Annotated in this window: 13 protein-coding genes, 1 other RNA gene and 2 pseudogenes; 2 read left to right on the top strand and 14 right to left on the bottom strand. The window is 43.5% G+C overall.

The window, feature by feature from the left end:
* Positions 1-178 precede the first annotated feature (178 nt).
* The 5 genes from C2M36_RS12640 to C2M36_RS12620 all read right to left on the bottom strand — a co-directional run bounded on the left by C2M36_RS12640 (position 179) and on the right by C2M36_RS12620 (position 3,216).
* On the bottom strand, positions 179-799 hold the full coding sequence (locus C2M36_RS12640) for a hypothetical protein (protein ID WP_105255182.1): 621 nt from the start codon (positions 797-799) through the stop codon (positions 179-181).
* 117 nt (positions 800-916) lie between these two features.
* Entirely contained in the window at positions 917-1,525 is a 609-nt protein-coding gene (locus C2M36_RS12635; RefSeq protein WP_105255181.1) for a hypothetical protein, read from the bottom strand.
* A gap of 122 nt (positions 1,526-1,647) precedes the next feature.
* The gene (locus C2M36_RS12630; RefSeq protein WP_105189619.1) at positions 1,648-2,313 is read right to left on the bottom strand and encodes a hypothetical protein; all 666 of its coding nucleotides are present in this window, start codon (positions 2,311-2,313) and stop codon (positions 1,648-1,650) included.
* 114 nt (positions 2,314-2,427) lie between these two features.
* Positions 2,428-2,754 (bottom strand): DUF6572 domain-containing protein, encoded by a 327-nt coding sequence (locus tag C2M36_RS12625; protein WP_105189617.1) that lies wholly within the window; start codon positions 2,752-2,754, stop codon positions 2,428-2,430.
* A 117-nt stretch (positions 2,755-2,871) separates the two neighbouring features.
* Positions 2,872-3,216: a hypothetical protein gene (locus tag C2M36_RS12620; protein WP_105255180.1), complete on the bottom strand. Its 345-nt coding sequence runs from the start codon at positions 3,214-3,216 to the stop codon at positions 2,872-2,874.
* 251 nt (positions 3,217-3,467) lie between these two features.
* Here C2M36_RS12620 and C2M36_RS12615 point away from each other — a divergent pair, with 251 nt between their 5' ends.
* The gene (locus C2M36_RS12615) at positions 3,468-4,439 is read left to right on the top strand and encodes an integron integrase (RefSeq protein WP_105255179.1); all 972 of its coding nucleotides are present in this window, start codon (positions 3,468-3,470) and stop codon (positions 4,437-4,439) included.
* Between the two features lie 220 nt (positions 4,440-4,659).
* Here C2M36_RS12615 and C2M36_RS12610 read toward each other — a convergent pair whose 3' ends face one another.
* The 8 genes and pseudogenes from C2M36_RS12610 to C2M36_RS12580 form a co-directional block, all read right to left on the bottom strand.
* Positions 4,660-5,976, bottom strand: a complete 1,317-nt coding sequence (locus C2M36_RS12610) for a tetratricopeptide repeat protein (RefSeq protein ID WP_105255178.1) — start codon at positions 5,974-5,976, stop codon at positions 4,660-4,662.
* A 351-nt stretch (positions 5,977-6,327) separates the two neighbouring features.
* Positions 6,328-6,861, bottom strand: a complete 534-nt coding sequence (locus C2M36_RS12605; protein ID WP_105255177.1) for a Pycsar system effector family protein — start codon at positions 6,859-6,861, stop codon at positions 6,328-6,330.
* Between the two features lie 2 nt (positions 6,862-6,863).
* A complete protein-coding gene (locus tag C2M36_RS12600; protein WP_158678940.1) occupies positions 6,864-7,814 on the bottom strand; it encodes an adenylate/guanylate cyclase domain-containing protein in 951 nt (316 codons plus the stop codon).
* Between the two features lie 120 nt (positions 7,815-7,934).
* Positions 7,935-8,711 carry a hypothetical protein gene (locus tag C2M36_RS12595; protein ID WP_105255175.1) on the bottom strand — a complete coding sequence of 259 codons (777 nt, stop codon included), beginning with the start codon at positions 8,709-8,711 and terminating at the stop codon, positions 7,935-7,937.
* A 314-nt stretch (positions 8,712-9,025) separates the two neighbouring features.
* A pseudogene (locus C2M36_RS17205) lies at positions 9,026-9,262 on the bottom strand (IS91 family transposase); the annotation flags it as partial.
* Positions 9,263-9,460: 198 nt separating this feature from the next.
* A pseudogene (locus C2M36_RS12590) lies at positions 9,461-9,727 on the bottom strand (helix-turn-helix domain-containing protein); the annotation flags it as partial.
* 278 nt (positions 9,728-10,005) lie between these two features.
* An RNA gene (ffs, locus tag C2M36_RS12585) (signal recognition particle sRNA small type) lies at positions 10,006-10,102 on the bottom strand.
* Positions 10,103-10,333: 231 nt separating this feature from the next.
* On the bottom strand, positions 10,334-11,179 hold the full coding sequence (locus tag C2M36_RS12580; RefSeq protein WP_105190782.1) for a DUF3014 domain-containing protein: 846 nt from the start codon (positions 11,177-11,179) through the stop codon (positions 10,334-10,336).
* Positions 11,180-11,326: 147 nt separating this feature from the next.
* Between C2M36_RS12580 and C2M36_RS12575 the strand changes: the two genes are divergently transcribed.
* Positions 11,327-12,466 (top strand): patatin-like phospholipase family protein, encoded by a 1,140-nt coding sequence (locus C2M36_RS12575; RefSeq protein WP_105190839.1) that lies wholly within the window; start codon positions 11,327-11,329, stop codon positions 12,464-12,466.
* A 9-nt stretch (positions 12,467-12,475) separates the two neighbouring features.
* Here C2M36_RS12575 and C2M36_RS12570 read toward each other — a convergent pair whose 3' ends face one another.
* Entirely contained in the window at positions 12,476-14,443 is a 1,968-nt protein-coding gene (locus C2M36_RS12570) for a cation:proton antiporter domain-containing protein (protein WP_105190783.1), read from the bottom strand.
* Positions 14,444-14,506 lie beyond the last annotated feature (63 nt).

Raw genomic sequence — 14,506 nt, 5'->3', positions numbered from 1 at the left:
GACTTTCTCAGGTTTAAAATCAGCCTTTAGCGAAAAAGGAACCAGTAAAGCTAGAAATATGGAAATTGTTCTCATAGTGTTTTTAACGCCCTAATAATGGGCAAAAAATTGTTGGCTAAAATGTTGAGGAACGAAAACAGCCAACTGTTTTTTGTCCTTATTAATTAGCTTGTTAGTTTTACTTATGCTGCTGGGCTACTTCTTTTGCCAGTTCATAGCTATTGCAATTAAAGTCTGCAAGTTTTGTAATAACTACCCAAGTAGTTTTTTGCGAAAAATCGTGCTCTGAGAACCGCTGCAAAAAACTACTGCCCAATGCTTCTACCGTATTTGGTATTTCTAATATCTCAGCATTGCCAATTGACTCACAATACAATGCTACTTCTTTTTGATAGCTATATATATCTTGTGCCGCAGATTCCTCTTTAGCCCAAATTTTTGTAATTAGGTTTAACTTTCCATTTAGGAGTTCTTTCAACTCATTTTTCATTATCTCTGAGGTTTTTTGAATAGCCTGTGCAGAGTCTTTTGGAAGCTCAGGCTTACTTTCAAGTTCGTTGAGCAAATCAGCAAGAGAAACAGGCTTTTTAGGATAATCAGTATCAGGCTTTCCAATCACACACCAATAATCATCGTTATAACTACTGTGACAAAAGACAACCATAAGGATAGAGGACGTATAACAAATTGATGTTTCATCTCTAAAAGTTTTAGCTGGTTTGCTCTCAAAGCCAAACTGCTTTAAGAATTGAAAGCTCTTATGAATATTATCTATAAATACTTGGCTAGATTGAAACACAATACTTCCTTGTAAAACTAACGCCTTGCTAATGGGCGCATAAATGCTTGGCTAAAATTAGCGACGAAGGAGCACAAGCCAAGCGTTTTGCGTCCTTTTGAGCAACTTGTTAGGTGCTTAGTCAAATAAAATGCCAACAAGCTTAAAGAAAAACAGTGCACAGAAGCCTACAAGGATGAACCTCCAAAGACCAGTGTAAAAAGATACTTTTTCTCCGGCTCTCATCTCTTTATATGCATCATAATCAATAGACTTTTCAAACCCAATGTTTCCTCCACCAACCCATAGTTTTTTAAAATAAGGAAGATTAGTTGAACAAACTAGATACAAAGATGTGTCTTCGTTGAGGTTTGATATTTGGAGAATTCTTGCAGATAGTTCTTCGGTATCTTTAACCTTTACGACCGAGTTTGGCGTAAACTCGCACTTTTCTACTGTTGATTCACCAAAGTCGATTAGTATTTCAAAGTTTTGAGCTGCAGTTGAGCCTGTATTTGTTATCTCAGCAAAAAAAGTTGAAGGGATTTTTGTGTCTACAGGAGTAATAAACAGCTCTTTAATGTTTATGGTGGGACTAAGTTTTTGTCCATTTTCTTCAACTTGTTTTTCCGTCACCGTACCAGATATATCCAATTCAGGAGTGTCGTAATGAATATACAAAGCTACGATTACACCAATCAAGCCCATAGCTACAGTTGCAATAATTGATGCTTTATGTCCACTCATGTGATTGAAATACTCCTTGCACCTAACGCCCTGTTAATGGGCGGATTACGCTTGGCTAAACTTAGCGAAGAATGAGCGCCAGCCAAGCAGTAAGACGTCCATTTTAAACAGTTTGTTAGGCTTTATTTAGCACAATTATTTAATGTAACCTTATCAGCCAAATAGCTTTTTAAATCAGACAAATAAATACCGCGTATAACGCGAACAGAGTATTCTGAAATAATAGAAAAATCTTTAATAGTTTTTAGGTCTTCTGAAGAGAAGGATTCTATTGCGTGCAAAACATATTCATCTGCACCATCGTATTTTATCTCCCTATTTAGCTTGGATATTTCACAAGGAAGCCAGTTAGGGGTGTCATTGACGCTTAGCATGGGAAGTGTTGGTTTATCGTTTACATCAAAAGCAATTTCCTTAGGACTATATCTAGGAATTATAAGGTCTTTTCCATTGCTTTTTAGTAAAAATAGATAAGGTACGTCATCAAAGTATGTAGCCAATCCATAATGACTGGTTGTGTAAGCCGTAACAAATTTTGATTGGATATGCCCGTAAATAACTTCTTCTACTTCTATGGTAAGTTTGAGTGGAGGTGGATCTAAAGAAATGCATATTCGATCTTTAGCGCATTCACTTTCGAGCTCAGATAAATATTCGCCTTTTTCTATATGCCCCCAAACGATGGTGTACTCAGGCTTTAAATTCACAAAGTCGGGGTAGCCAACTTCACTAACGCTAGAACAAGCGCTTAAAATCAAAAAAGATAACGATAGTAGAAGTAACTTCATAATGCCCTGATATAAATGCCTAACGCCTCAATATGGGGCGCATAAATGCATGGCTATACTTAGCGACGAAGGAGCACAAGCCATGCGTTTTGCGTCCATGCCATAATTGACTTGTTAGCTTTCAATTGCATACCTTAGCCTGATGTTGAGCCTATCGTTTAAGAACACATCTGCTTTTTTAAAAAAACTAAGTGCTGCATTGACTGGTTCAAATCCGCAGGCAATTAAAATGGAAACCTCTTTATTTTTGGTGTCAGGAAAATCACTGAACAATTGTCCTGATTCCACAAAAGAAATATACGTATTCAATTTCTGTTGCAATGCTAATAAGTGTTCTTGTGGCTCTGACCAATCAAGATGATCAGTAATCAGTAACACCACATCATTATGTTCATCGCTGCGAATGACTGAGTCAATCGTTTGGCTATCAGTTATAGACATACCATCCTTGAAAGCTAACGCCTTACTAATGGGCGCATAAATGCTTGGCTAAAATTAGCGACGAAGGAGCGCAAGCCAAGCGTTTTGCGTCCTTTTGAGTAACTTGTTATATGCCGATTACTCTGACCTTAAAACATCAATACTTTCCCAAGAAGCCCAACCAACTTGATGAAACAACTTAAATATTAGTTGTTGGTACAAGCCTGCCATTTCTAATGCTCGTTCAACAGTAGGACTTAAACAACTAAACTCATGATCGCACTTAACATGGACACGAAAACGTTTTTCGTCATTGAACATTTCGTGTGAAATCGTTGTTTCAGTATACGTTGAAATGCGCCACTCTATGCACTGTTCCCACTTTCCGCTTTCTTCAAGTGCAGCTAGAACAGCATCTTTTTCGCCAGCGAGCACATTTTTTTCAGCAAGTTTTAATAGGTAATCATCCGTTGAATTAAACATCATTCTCCAAAGGCATATAACATGTTTATAGCGAGCGAATCGCGCGTTTTTCTACTACGCTACCGCTCACTTTTCTGAATGATATATTTTTAACAGACTAGTTAACTTATTGCCAATATTATTAAAAATAGCTATTGCTCGTTTTCATCTTGCGACAAAAGCACGCGATTGGGTCGTTTTCTTGACTATGTGAGCGATTACGCTATAACTGTTTTAATATACAGTATTTACATATTTTCAAAGGAATGAAAATGAAAACTCGCTCGCCTTATTTAAATTACATCGCAGACTACATGTTGACTCGACAGTATTCACTGAGAACGGTTAACGCTTACCTTAGTTGGATATCTAATTTCATACATTTTCATAATAAAAGACATCCCACTACTATGGGTGATAACGAAGTGGTTGAGTTTTTAGACCACTTAATTTTAAAGAGAAATATGTCGCCTAGAACGCAAATGGCCGCATTAAATGCATTAGCGTTTTTGTACAAACACATAGTAAAAGAAGAATTGTCGTTGGACTTAAAATTTGTCAAAAGCAATAGACAACCCAAATTGCCAGTCGTAATGACACCAGAAGAAGTCAAAGAAATATTGTCGTTTATGAAAAAGCGCTATTACATAATTGCGGGATTAATGTACGGAAGCGGTTTAAGGGTAATGGAGGCGGTACAGCTCAGAGTGAAAGACATTGATTTTGACTATAAATGTATTCAAGTCTGGAATGGAAAAGGCAATAAACATCGAATTGTAACACTTGCAAATGAGCTTATTCCATTGTTAAGAAATCAAATTATGCAAGTGGATGAATATCTACAACTTGACTTAAAAAATGAACAATATGCCGGCGTTTGGATGCCGAATGCGTTAGCAAAGAAATATCCATCTGCGAACAAGTCGTTGGCTTGGCAGTATCTATTTCCATCCTATAAATTAAGCGGCGATCCAAAAACGGGAGAAATTCGTCGACATCATTTTCATCCAACTTGTGTCAGGAAGGCGGTGAAGGCTGCTTTAAAACAGTCGGGGATTACAAAGTTAATTACACCACATACGTTTAGACACTCGTTCGCGACTCATCTTTTGCAATCAGGAGCAGACATTCGCACAGTCCAAAGTCAACTGGGTCATTCAGACGTTAAAACCACTCAGATTTATACTCATGTTTTACAGCAAGGTGCAAACGGTGTTGTTAGCCCTTTGAGCAAAATTTTCTAGCTTGTTTTGGGGCAAATACACGTAAGCAAAAATTGGACATTTTTGTTTTAGCTGAGACCAAGCTTTTTTACTTCTTCGGATAACTTTTAGTATCCGAAACAAAAAGGGCGTTTATTCTTAACCAATTGCTCCATAAATCGCGACCTTTGCCGAGAAAAAATGGCTGCTTTAAAATAAGCAGCCATTTTCACTATACAAGGCCTGACTTATCATTGATCGCCTAAACAGATGAAGCTCTGGAAAGAAAATTCAGATTCAAAGCACTATGGGGCTTCAATGCCAAACGTTCGTTAGCGAGGGATTCAGCCATATTTCTCATGCCTCCTCGCAAAGCTGCCTCAGTCAATGTCCAGTCTATGATATCACGCTGAGCATGACTGCCTCCGAAGCTATTGGATATGTAACGAGCCCTATAGAGATTATCTACTGCGATCTTATAATCTCCATTCCAGAAAGCCTGAAATCCTTTAATCAGAGGCAATCCTGTTTGATGAGCCCATACATCTACTTCGTTCCGTGGGTTACTTACTGACTGGTAGATACTCTGAATCCGCTCCACCTCTTGATATCGACCAGCCCCTAAATAGGCCATTACTGCATGCCAGTCATTGAATGGATAAAGTTTTCCATCGGCATGTCGATCCCACATATTTGCCAGCTCCTGCCAACGGTTATCAACCTTGCAACCTAATAGTTCAAGCCGCCATAGAAGTGCCGAGGCATCAACCATATCTAAAGCAACACCGCTACGGTCTTCGCGAACCGGTCCGTCATAAAGTGTAAGAGCTTCTTCGAATTGCCCCAGATCCAGATAATAGAGTGCCAGGTGCCACCAATTATGCACCTTAAAAAAGTTATCATCACCGGACCAATCAGGCTGTCTGGTAATCATCCAACCTATACCATCCTGGACACGCCCCTGCATTTCCATTACATGGGTAACGGCATGGTGTGCCCAACAATCAAGGGGTTCCATCTCGATAGCTTGGCGTCCAGCCTCTTCTGCTTGTGCATAATGACCACATTCCTCCAAACCAAAGGAGTGCATTCCCAGTACGATGGAGTAACCAGGCATATCAGGAGACCATTTACGCAATACTCGGCCCATTCGGTCACGCAGATTTCTGGAGCTTGCCCGATAGAAATCAATCAAGTGGCCAACCTGCAAACCAATAAGATCATGAGGATAAGCGATATTATGGTAATCCAATACAGTAGCTGCATCACTCCAGTTTCCTTTGAGTAAATGATGCAAGGCTGTTATATGGGATTTTTCTCTTTCATCGAGCGATTGTGCTTTCGCCTTTTCAACAATTTTATGAGCTATGGTTATCGAATCAGGCTCCGTCGCCACAATGTGTAGATATGCCTTGAGGATATAAGCCATTCCAAAAGATGGAGCCAGCTCAATAGCTTTGTCTAACAAAGTAAAAGGATCGCCACGGTAAAGATTGAAGGTGGTTACTGCCCTGTCATATGCCTCTACCGCTTCTACTGTCGAGCCTGACAAGTTATTACCTTGTTGATCGGTTAACATAACTGAATCCCTCTGAATAGACTTCTGATCGTAGTTGCTACTTCAGATTAAGTGTAGCCCTTTTAGATAGCTGTGTTCAGCAAAGATCCAAGGGCCAGTAGAGTATGAGATTCTAATCTAATCCAGCGTTACTGATGCACAAAACAGCTCTTAATACATATAAAGTGGAGCGCAGAAAGCCAGTACATGCGTTAGAAAGTGCCCACTGTGAAGGTTCTGGACAGAAATAAGTTAGGTCGTCGGCTATATTAGATGAATTTCGTATAAAAATTTCTATGGGCTAGCGCCGCGCTCTGCGGAAATTTAGGATCGCCAGCGAGTAAATTTTCCGTAGCAGTGCTTTGTTATGGCTCATTCTCGCAACCAATACAAAACCACCGCCCCAAAGGGAGTTAGAACTCCAGCCAAGAATAAATATACAGCAGCACTAAACATCCGGTATTTAATGAACGATATTCTAGAGTTGTTCACGATCTGCTCACAAAGTGCCTCTTCTAACTTGGACTCTTTATCCGAATCTGATTCAGTATAACGATTGAATAACTCAAGGTATTTTATTTTGCTGTACTTACATGCATGCCCAAAGAAAAAAGGATTATCTGCTTGCTCTTTTTCTGGCATCTTTATCCAAAAAGGAGGTGTTATCCTTGGTATAAACGATGCAAGTGATATAACGATTGCAGTAGCAACAAATATTGCAAATGAAGTCACATAGGATGTGATGAAAGTGTTTTCTATTGATGTAGATGAATAAAGTCTAAGTACTCCGAAAATTGTTGCACATCCTAAGGCAACTAGAGCTCCATTTTTGGCTTCTGCAAACTTTAGCCAATCTATAATTTGTTTTAACGTATTTTCAAGTAGGTCAATTCTATCTTTGCTCATAGCTAAATACTTTCCACCGCAGTTTTAATCACATCCCCACCATACACATCGCCATCATAATCCTTAACCTTAATGGTCTTTTTGGAAAACCACCCATTTTTTACAGCTTCCGAGTCTGGGTTTTCAGACTTATAGCCATCATAGACGGCTTTGGTCATCAGGATAGGGCTATTGTTTGAATAGTATGGGCCCATGTCGGTGATATAGAAGCACTTAAAATACTCCTCTTCATGAATCAACTTTGGGGAATAAGTTTCCTTTAGCCGACCCAAGAATACTTCAAAATGTACATCTGTCCACGACCATACATCTGTTAATGGATAGTGCACCCCCTGCCGCACACCTCTTACAGTGTACGATTCCTTTTTATTTGCTAAATCCGTAAGTCTTGAGGCAACATTTGCTGGCTTACCAAGCCACACCAAGCTTCTATAAAATTCCTTTTCGTCACCTTGCCTTATTGCGCCAGACTTAGTGATTAGCATTTTTCCATAATCGATGCCTATGCCCGCGCTGAACTCAAATGATTTTATTCGCTTATTTAGGATATGCTTGCATACGCTATTCATTAAAACTGCTGTATTCACGGCGTCGGTAAAGCAATTTGCTTTATCAAAAACCACCATGACACGATCTCCTATGATATTTCTGACGTGCCCACCGTAATAACGGGCGCACGCAATCATGCTGCGAATGAAACTAGAATACATTTTTGCCAGAGTCTTAGGTCGCCTTTCAGCACTTATCTGAGCCGACCCCCTAATATCTACGTAAAGTACGCAGCTTTCTAGGCGCTTACATTTTTTCTTATTTGTATCAAGGTTGTCGTATGTAATATTCGGATCTGAAAACGAAGGCACGAAGTTAGTTTCGATAATTTCTACTTCAAATTCAGATGAGTTTACTGTTTTGACTTCCTCATCTATTTCTTTTAGAAAATCTTTCAGTGCCACGAAAATCCCTCAGTAGCTATAACGCCGCAATAAGCGGACTAAAGCAGTGGGTTATAACCTGAAGCGGAATTAAACATAACCCACTGTTTTAGTTAGGTTTAATCACCTTGTTAAATGCCTTTATACATCTACCCTAACTTGAAAAACCGTTTGAGGAAAATCAAGCACCAACCCTTTAGTAATTCCATATTTATTAAAAACAAACTCTTTAACCGCGTCTTCGTCATTTCTTGGTATCGTTGTATCTGCAATATAGATTTCATTAGAAGCTTCTAATTCTACAGGATCTACGATCCCTATCTTACCCCTAAATTTAGAAAGAAATTCAGAACTTTTAACACTTTCATATTGAGGAGACTGATCGTTAATCAACAGCCTTGTCTGTCCATTATTACTATCTACTACAAACGCACCATCAATCGCATTTTTATGTATAGAGAAGAGGCTATGGTAAAAGTAATAACACCATACAGCTTGATTAGATTCTGAACCGACATCTATTATACTTTTTCGACCATAAAATGTAGACTCGAATTGTTTAACCTGCGTTGATGGATTTACACCACTTGTAACAATAAAAAGAAAACAGTATTTACTTTTCGTATTCGATTTTTGAGCTTTTAACTGCTTAATCCCTTTAGTAATAACACTTGAAATACTATTCCAATAACCCGTCGTGTGCGTTCTTTGAAAAACATCTCCTTTAGCCAAAGTAGATTCTTGTGTTTCATGCTCAATATCGGCATCGAACTTTTCCTTCAATTCGATTAATACATTATCTTCTCCACGAACAATAAAATCGGGAGTTTTTTCTTTTGTCTCTTCTATTTTTTCAGCTATGACATCAAATTTTGATAGGTAATCAATAACTGTATTTTCGATATTGTTACTAGGCATGATGACTCCATTGGCATTTAACATTTTAGTATTTATGCGACACGCAGTTTGTGTTGCATAATTGCTTGTTGGACTGGGCTGCTCGGTGTGACAGAGTTGGTGTTGTTTATACTATGGGAATTTGCTTTTTGGAGGCTCTCACTTTCCTAGCTAGTGTAATCAGTTTAGCTAGTGTTTATAAGCTTTCCCTGCATCGCTCAGCGCTTATTATGTCTTCATTACACCTAAATTTTCCTTAATAAGCAATTATATTTTTTACGCGTACAGAAGCCGCTAGCCTGAGCAATTAAGCAGCTATCTAGCTGCTAACTCGTTCACTCTACTTTGGTCGTTGCTGAATCTAACTTTAATTCGCTAATTAGCCGCAAGATACCTACCTTACAATGCTGACAAGGCCAATGCGGTATCAATGTCACGTTTTCTGTCTTTGACCTCTTTGCTCCGCATGTGCATGACGCCTGCGACCTTATCAGCGCTAACTTTCGCTCGCGGCAAGTATTAGCTCAAGAACCACAATGACGTACACGTATAGATCCTCTAGGCAATAAATTTACACTCGTGATTTATAGTGTTGTGAGCCTGTAAAGTAATATCTTCTAACTCACTTTGGGGCAGAAATGCGTTAGCCGAACGTCGGCTTTGTAGAATTGAGCAAGTTGCACTAGATGACTGTGAACGTCTCTAGATCGCTCTTTAGTGACATAAAGCAACAGACAAAAATCGGCACCATGAGGTCCCGATTTGTTGATTTAAACTTGTTGTTGCTTTAGTCGCTGTACATCTTTTAGCGGTGGTAAACCAAAGAGGCGGCTGTACTCTCTCGAAAACTGAGAAGGGCTTTCATACCCAACTACCCCGCTTGCTTGGTTGGCATCAAGACCATTGATTAGCATTTGATCTCTTGCCTCTTGCAAGCGTAGCGTTTTCAAATACTGCAACGGACTAGTGCCTGTAGTACTTTTGAAATGCTGCCTAAATGACGACGCACTCATATGAGCTTGTTGTGCTAACTCGCTGTGCGTATGCGATGACCTATTGTCTACTGATAGTCTGAATTTTTCGGTAGCAGGGGGTGCGCGATATTTTTAGGGTATTACTGTTGAGTGAGCAGTTGCTATATAGAGAGAAAGTGAAAAGCGTGCGAGAAAAAAGCGAGCCTAAGATGTATGCGGCGATGCAAAACGTGAGAAACATTAAATAAGGATATTTCTCAATTCAAATTTATGTCAGTTTTAAATTAAAACTTGCAGATTTACACTTCAAAAAGCAAGGGGGAGAGAAAGTTGGGTGGTAGCCTTACCAGCCACATCTCGGCACACACATCACACGCTGTGGCTGCTCCCTTCCGGGCCTGACCAGGTTCACATGCTAGTGTTGCGAGAGGACCAATAAGGCCACCATAGTGGGCCTCTTTGGGCGCAGGAGGGATTATCCCCACTTTAAGGGTGAGATTCAAGGGAAATCCGTGAATTGTCCGATAAAACCCAGTTAACTGCCTAGTAAACAAACAGTTGGTTGTGTCTTGGGCGCGAGTTTAGGATATTGGGCCAGCCTGATGGCCAGCCCACCTCTGTGCTATCAAGAATCGAAGGCAGTGCCACCGACTCTCTTATTACCGGCATTTAATCAAGTTGGGCGCGTAACTCGCGTAACACCCCTTTCACCTTGGCCACGTTTTCCGGGCCCATGCGCAGCAATTGCTTTTGCGCCGGCGGCAGGTTTTCCCATTCTGAATAGGCGTACTTATAGGTAACCGAATCGCGCAACAGCGGAATTTGTGTGGTCATCTCCGGCGTTGCCAGTACCAGGTCGATGGCCTGCACCAGGCGCTGCTCAAAGCTGGTACCCGGCTCACCCACTTCACCATAAGCTTCGACAAAGAGTGGCTCAAAGCGTTTATAAAGCGCCAAAAGTTGCTCGCTATCCAGGGCCGTAAGAATGGCCACATAAGGGTCATAGCGTTTAAAACTTTGCGGGTCCATGGTCAGTACATCGCCTTCAACAACGCTGAATGGTTCTTGCAATTTAGTCACCGGCGAGTGATTGGTGGCAACGCGACCGGCGGCGAGATTATTAACAAATACCACGGTGCGACGGATTAGATCATCATTAACCAATAGCTCGGCACTGCTGGCGGCCAAAGATTGCTCTACCCGCTCGCTGACCTCTGCATCGCTGTCATCCAGGCTGGGTAAGGGCTCTTCCATCACGGGCTCAGGCTCGGGCTGAACGGGCTCGGGCTGAACAGGCTCAGGGGTTGGCTGCGGCTCTAACTCGGGTTCGGGCTCTTGCGGCTCAATAACCACCTCTTTAGGTTGGGCAACAGGAGCCGGCTCGGTCGGTTGCTCCTGCTGATTACTTAGGGCGATAACCACTACAATCACCAGTACTACAACAACAATGGCGGCAAATAACAGGGTATTTCTGTTCGGTGTTTTCGTGTCTTGTTCGGGGGGCTGCTCTTTCATAGGTGCTCCGTTAACATAACCACGGTTTCAGCAAGGGCGATGGCCATCAGTGGCAGTGCCAACATTGGCAACACGCTTGCCTATACGTTTCTTTTTACTGAAGAATCTTTTACATTAAAGCTAGGTCTCCATTTAAGTGCAAATAATATGCGAAAGCAAACTAATTGCGGTCAAAAAGGCACAGCACTTTTTTTAAGCGGCGGTGGCGCTCGTGCGGCCTACCAAGTGGGGGTGCTTAAGGCCCTCACTCATAGTCTACCGCGTACCGCCCCGCTGCCGTTTCGTATTATCACCGGCACCTCTGCCGGGGCGATCAACTCTGTGGCACTGGGCTGCTGGGCATCCTGTGCCCATTTGGCCAGCCGCAAGCTGGATGCGGTATGGGGCCAATTTCATACCTCGCACGTGTATCGCAGTGACTTCGTCCATGTTTTTGGCCATCTTCTTCGCAACATACTAACCAGTTTTCGCTCCGGCCATGCCAACCATGCTCCGGGCAGCCTGTTTAATAACGCACCACTGCGGCGCCTGTTGGCCGAGGTACTGCCCATGGAGCGCATCGACCGTAATATTCACCGCGGGATCATAGATGCCTTAGCGGTCACCGCCTCGAATTACAGTAACGGCGATTCCATTACCTTTTTTCAAAGCCAAAGCGCCGAACCCTGGCAACGGGTGAGGCGCCAGGGACTAAAAACCCGTATCCATATGGAACACCTGATGGCCTCCAGTGCCATCCCCGTGGTGTTCCCCAGTGTAAGAATTCGACAGCAATATTATGGTGATGGTTCCATCCACCAAATGTCGCCGCTTTCGAGTGCCATTCACCTTGGAGCCGATCGCATTTTTGTTATCGGTGTCGAGGCGCCAAAAGATGAAAACCGTAAGTATGCCCCACACTATCCGGGTATTTCGCATATTGCCGGTCACCTGCTCGACAGTGTGTTCGCCGATACCCTGCAGGCCGATCTTGAACGCGTTGAACGCATTAACCGCACCCTGAGCCTGCTAAAAGACCGTGAAGATCACAAAGAGCTCAAACATATCGACACCTTTGTTATTAACCCCTCGCACAACTTTAATACCATAAGCAGCGAGTATTACGACGATATGCCCCTTGCCATTCGTATGCTGTTGCGGGGCATTGGTGTGAAACGCTACAGCGAGTCGAGCTTACCCAGCTACCTGCTGTTTGAGAAACGTTATACCCAACATTTGATCGACCTCGGCTATCAGGACGGACTTAATAAGCTGCCCGAATTACGCCACTTTTTGCGTTTAGATTAATGCCCCAGGTTAAGTATCGCTGCCATTGAGCAGGAAGCGCTCAGCAAGCTCCACCCGCCGCGGCTTGCCCTTCAGTACCAGCACATCCTGCCCCTGCAGCACGGTTTCGGCGCAGGGGTCGTCAATTTCCTGACCATGGCGGCGCATGGCCGCCAGGCTAACACGGCGCTGACCCAGGTTTAGCTCGGCAATGGTCTTTCCCACCGCATAGGCGTTATCCGCCAAGGCCATCACATGCAGGTATTCCAGACGGTCGCTCTGGATCTCACGGTGCGGGGCCTCATCGCTGATGTAAAAGCTGTGCAATAGCGAATACCGATTCTCCCGCTCCTGACTAACGCGACGTAAAATCCGCTTCATCGGCACACCACTCATAAATAGAACATGAGACGAGAGCATTAAGCTCGCCTCAAGGGACTCGGGCACCACTTCCGAGACGCCACATTCTTTGAGCTCTTCAAGGTGAGCATCGTCCGGCATGCGCGCTAAAATTTTAACCTCAGGAGCAACTTCTTTAATCACTTCGGTCACTAATTTGACCTTAGCTAGATCGGTGAAGGTGATCACCACCAGGCGCGCATTGGCGGTGCCTGCTCGCTGTAAAATCCCCTTTTGTGTTACATCACCAAACATCAAAGGGGCATTGGCCAAACGCCCTTGCTGAACCAGGTAGGGGTCTAAATCTATGGCCACAAATGGCAACGCCTCGGTGCTTAGAAAACGACTGATATTTTGACCGACACGCCCATAACCGCAAATGATCACATGTTCGCTCTGGCGCTCATCGACACAATTGATCTGATCGGGCTCTGCCGTGGCGGTAAACATGCGATGCACCCATCGCGGTGCGCAGTCAATCAAATAAGGCGTGATCGCCATGGATAACACGCCCACGGCGATAAGCAAAGAGGCCAATTCGGTATCAAGCAGACCATAGGTTTTCGCCAAAGCCACCAGCACAAAGCCAAACTCTCCCATTTGGCAGAGCATGATAGCGGCGCTGAAGGCATCGGTTTTACGCTCCCCTAACAGCTGGGCAATAAACGCCAAAATCAGCCATTTCATCAGCATCATGGCCACCAGCACCGCAAGCACGATATGGACATGAGAAAACACATAAACCAGACTGAGTTGCATCCCCACGGTGACAAAGAATAAACCCATCAAAATATCGCGAAACGGGCGAATATCGCTTTCCAGTTGGTGGCGGTACTGGCTCTCGCCGAGCATCATGCCCGCCAAAAACGCCCCCAGGGCCATAGACAAACCAAACCAGTAGGTCAAACCACCGGCAAACAGGGTCACCAGCAAGGTAGTCAGAACAAAGAGCTCTTCATTGCGCATCCGCGCAACTTCGTTAAAGATCAGCGGTAACAACCACTTGCCTATGGCCCATAACAAGGCGCACACCAAAGCGCCCTTGCCGAGCGCAAAGGCCAGGCTATAGATTAACGAATGCTCGGTATCACCGGCCAGCAAGGGAATGGCGATCAGCAAGGGCACCACGGCCAGGTCCTGGAATAACAAGACTCCCACCGCCAGTTGCCCGCGGCGCTTTTGTAACTGGCCACTGTCTTTGAGGCATTTAACCACCACGGCAGTGGATGACAGCGCCACCAAGGTTGCTATCGCAAACGCGCTCAAGGAATCGAAAGAAAATAGCCACAAACAACAGAAGAAGACGACCGAAGTCACCAATACCTGCAGTAAGCCAACACCAAATACGATATTGCGCATTGCCAGCAGACGGGGGAAAGAGAACTCTAGACCTAAACTGAAGAGCAGAAAAACGATACCAAGCTCGGCAATGCCATGCATCTGCGAGCCATTGGCGAGCCAGTCGAAGCCGTGGGGCCCAGCCATGACTCCGGTAACCAGGTAGGCCAGTATCACCGGCAAACCCAGACGCTTAAACAACCAGACCAGCGCCACCGCACTGACTAACAAGCCAAAGACTTCTATAAACAGCTGCTGCATGGTGCTCCTGTAGCGTCAACACCCTGACCGACTAATCACCCTTAATTAACTATAGCAAGGGCT

The organism is Pseudoalteromonas sp. T1lg75, from assembly GCF_002964705.1.
Lineage (GTDB): Bacteria > Pseudomonadota > Gammaproteobacteria > Enterobacterales > Alteromonadaceae > Pseudoalteromonas.
The sequence above is the reverse complement of the archived record's forward strand: the minus strand, read 5'-3'. Positions and strand labels throughout refer to the sequence as shown.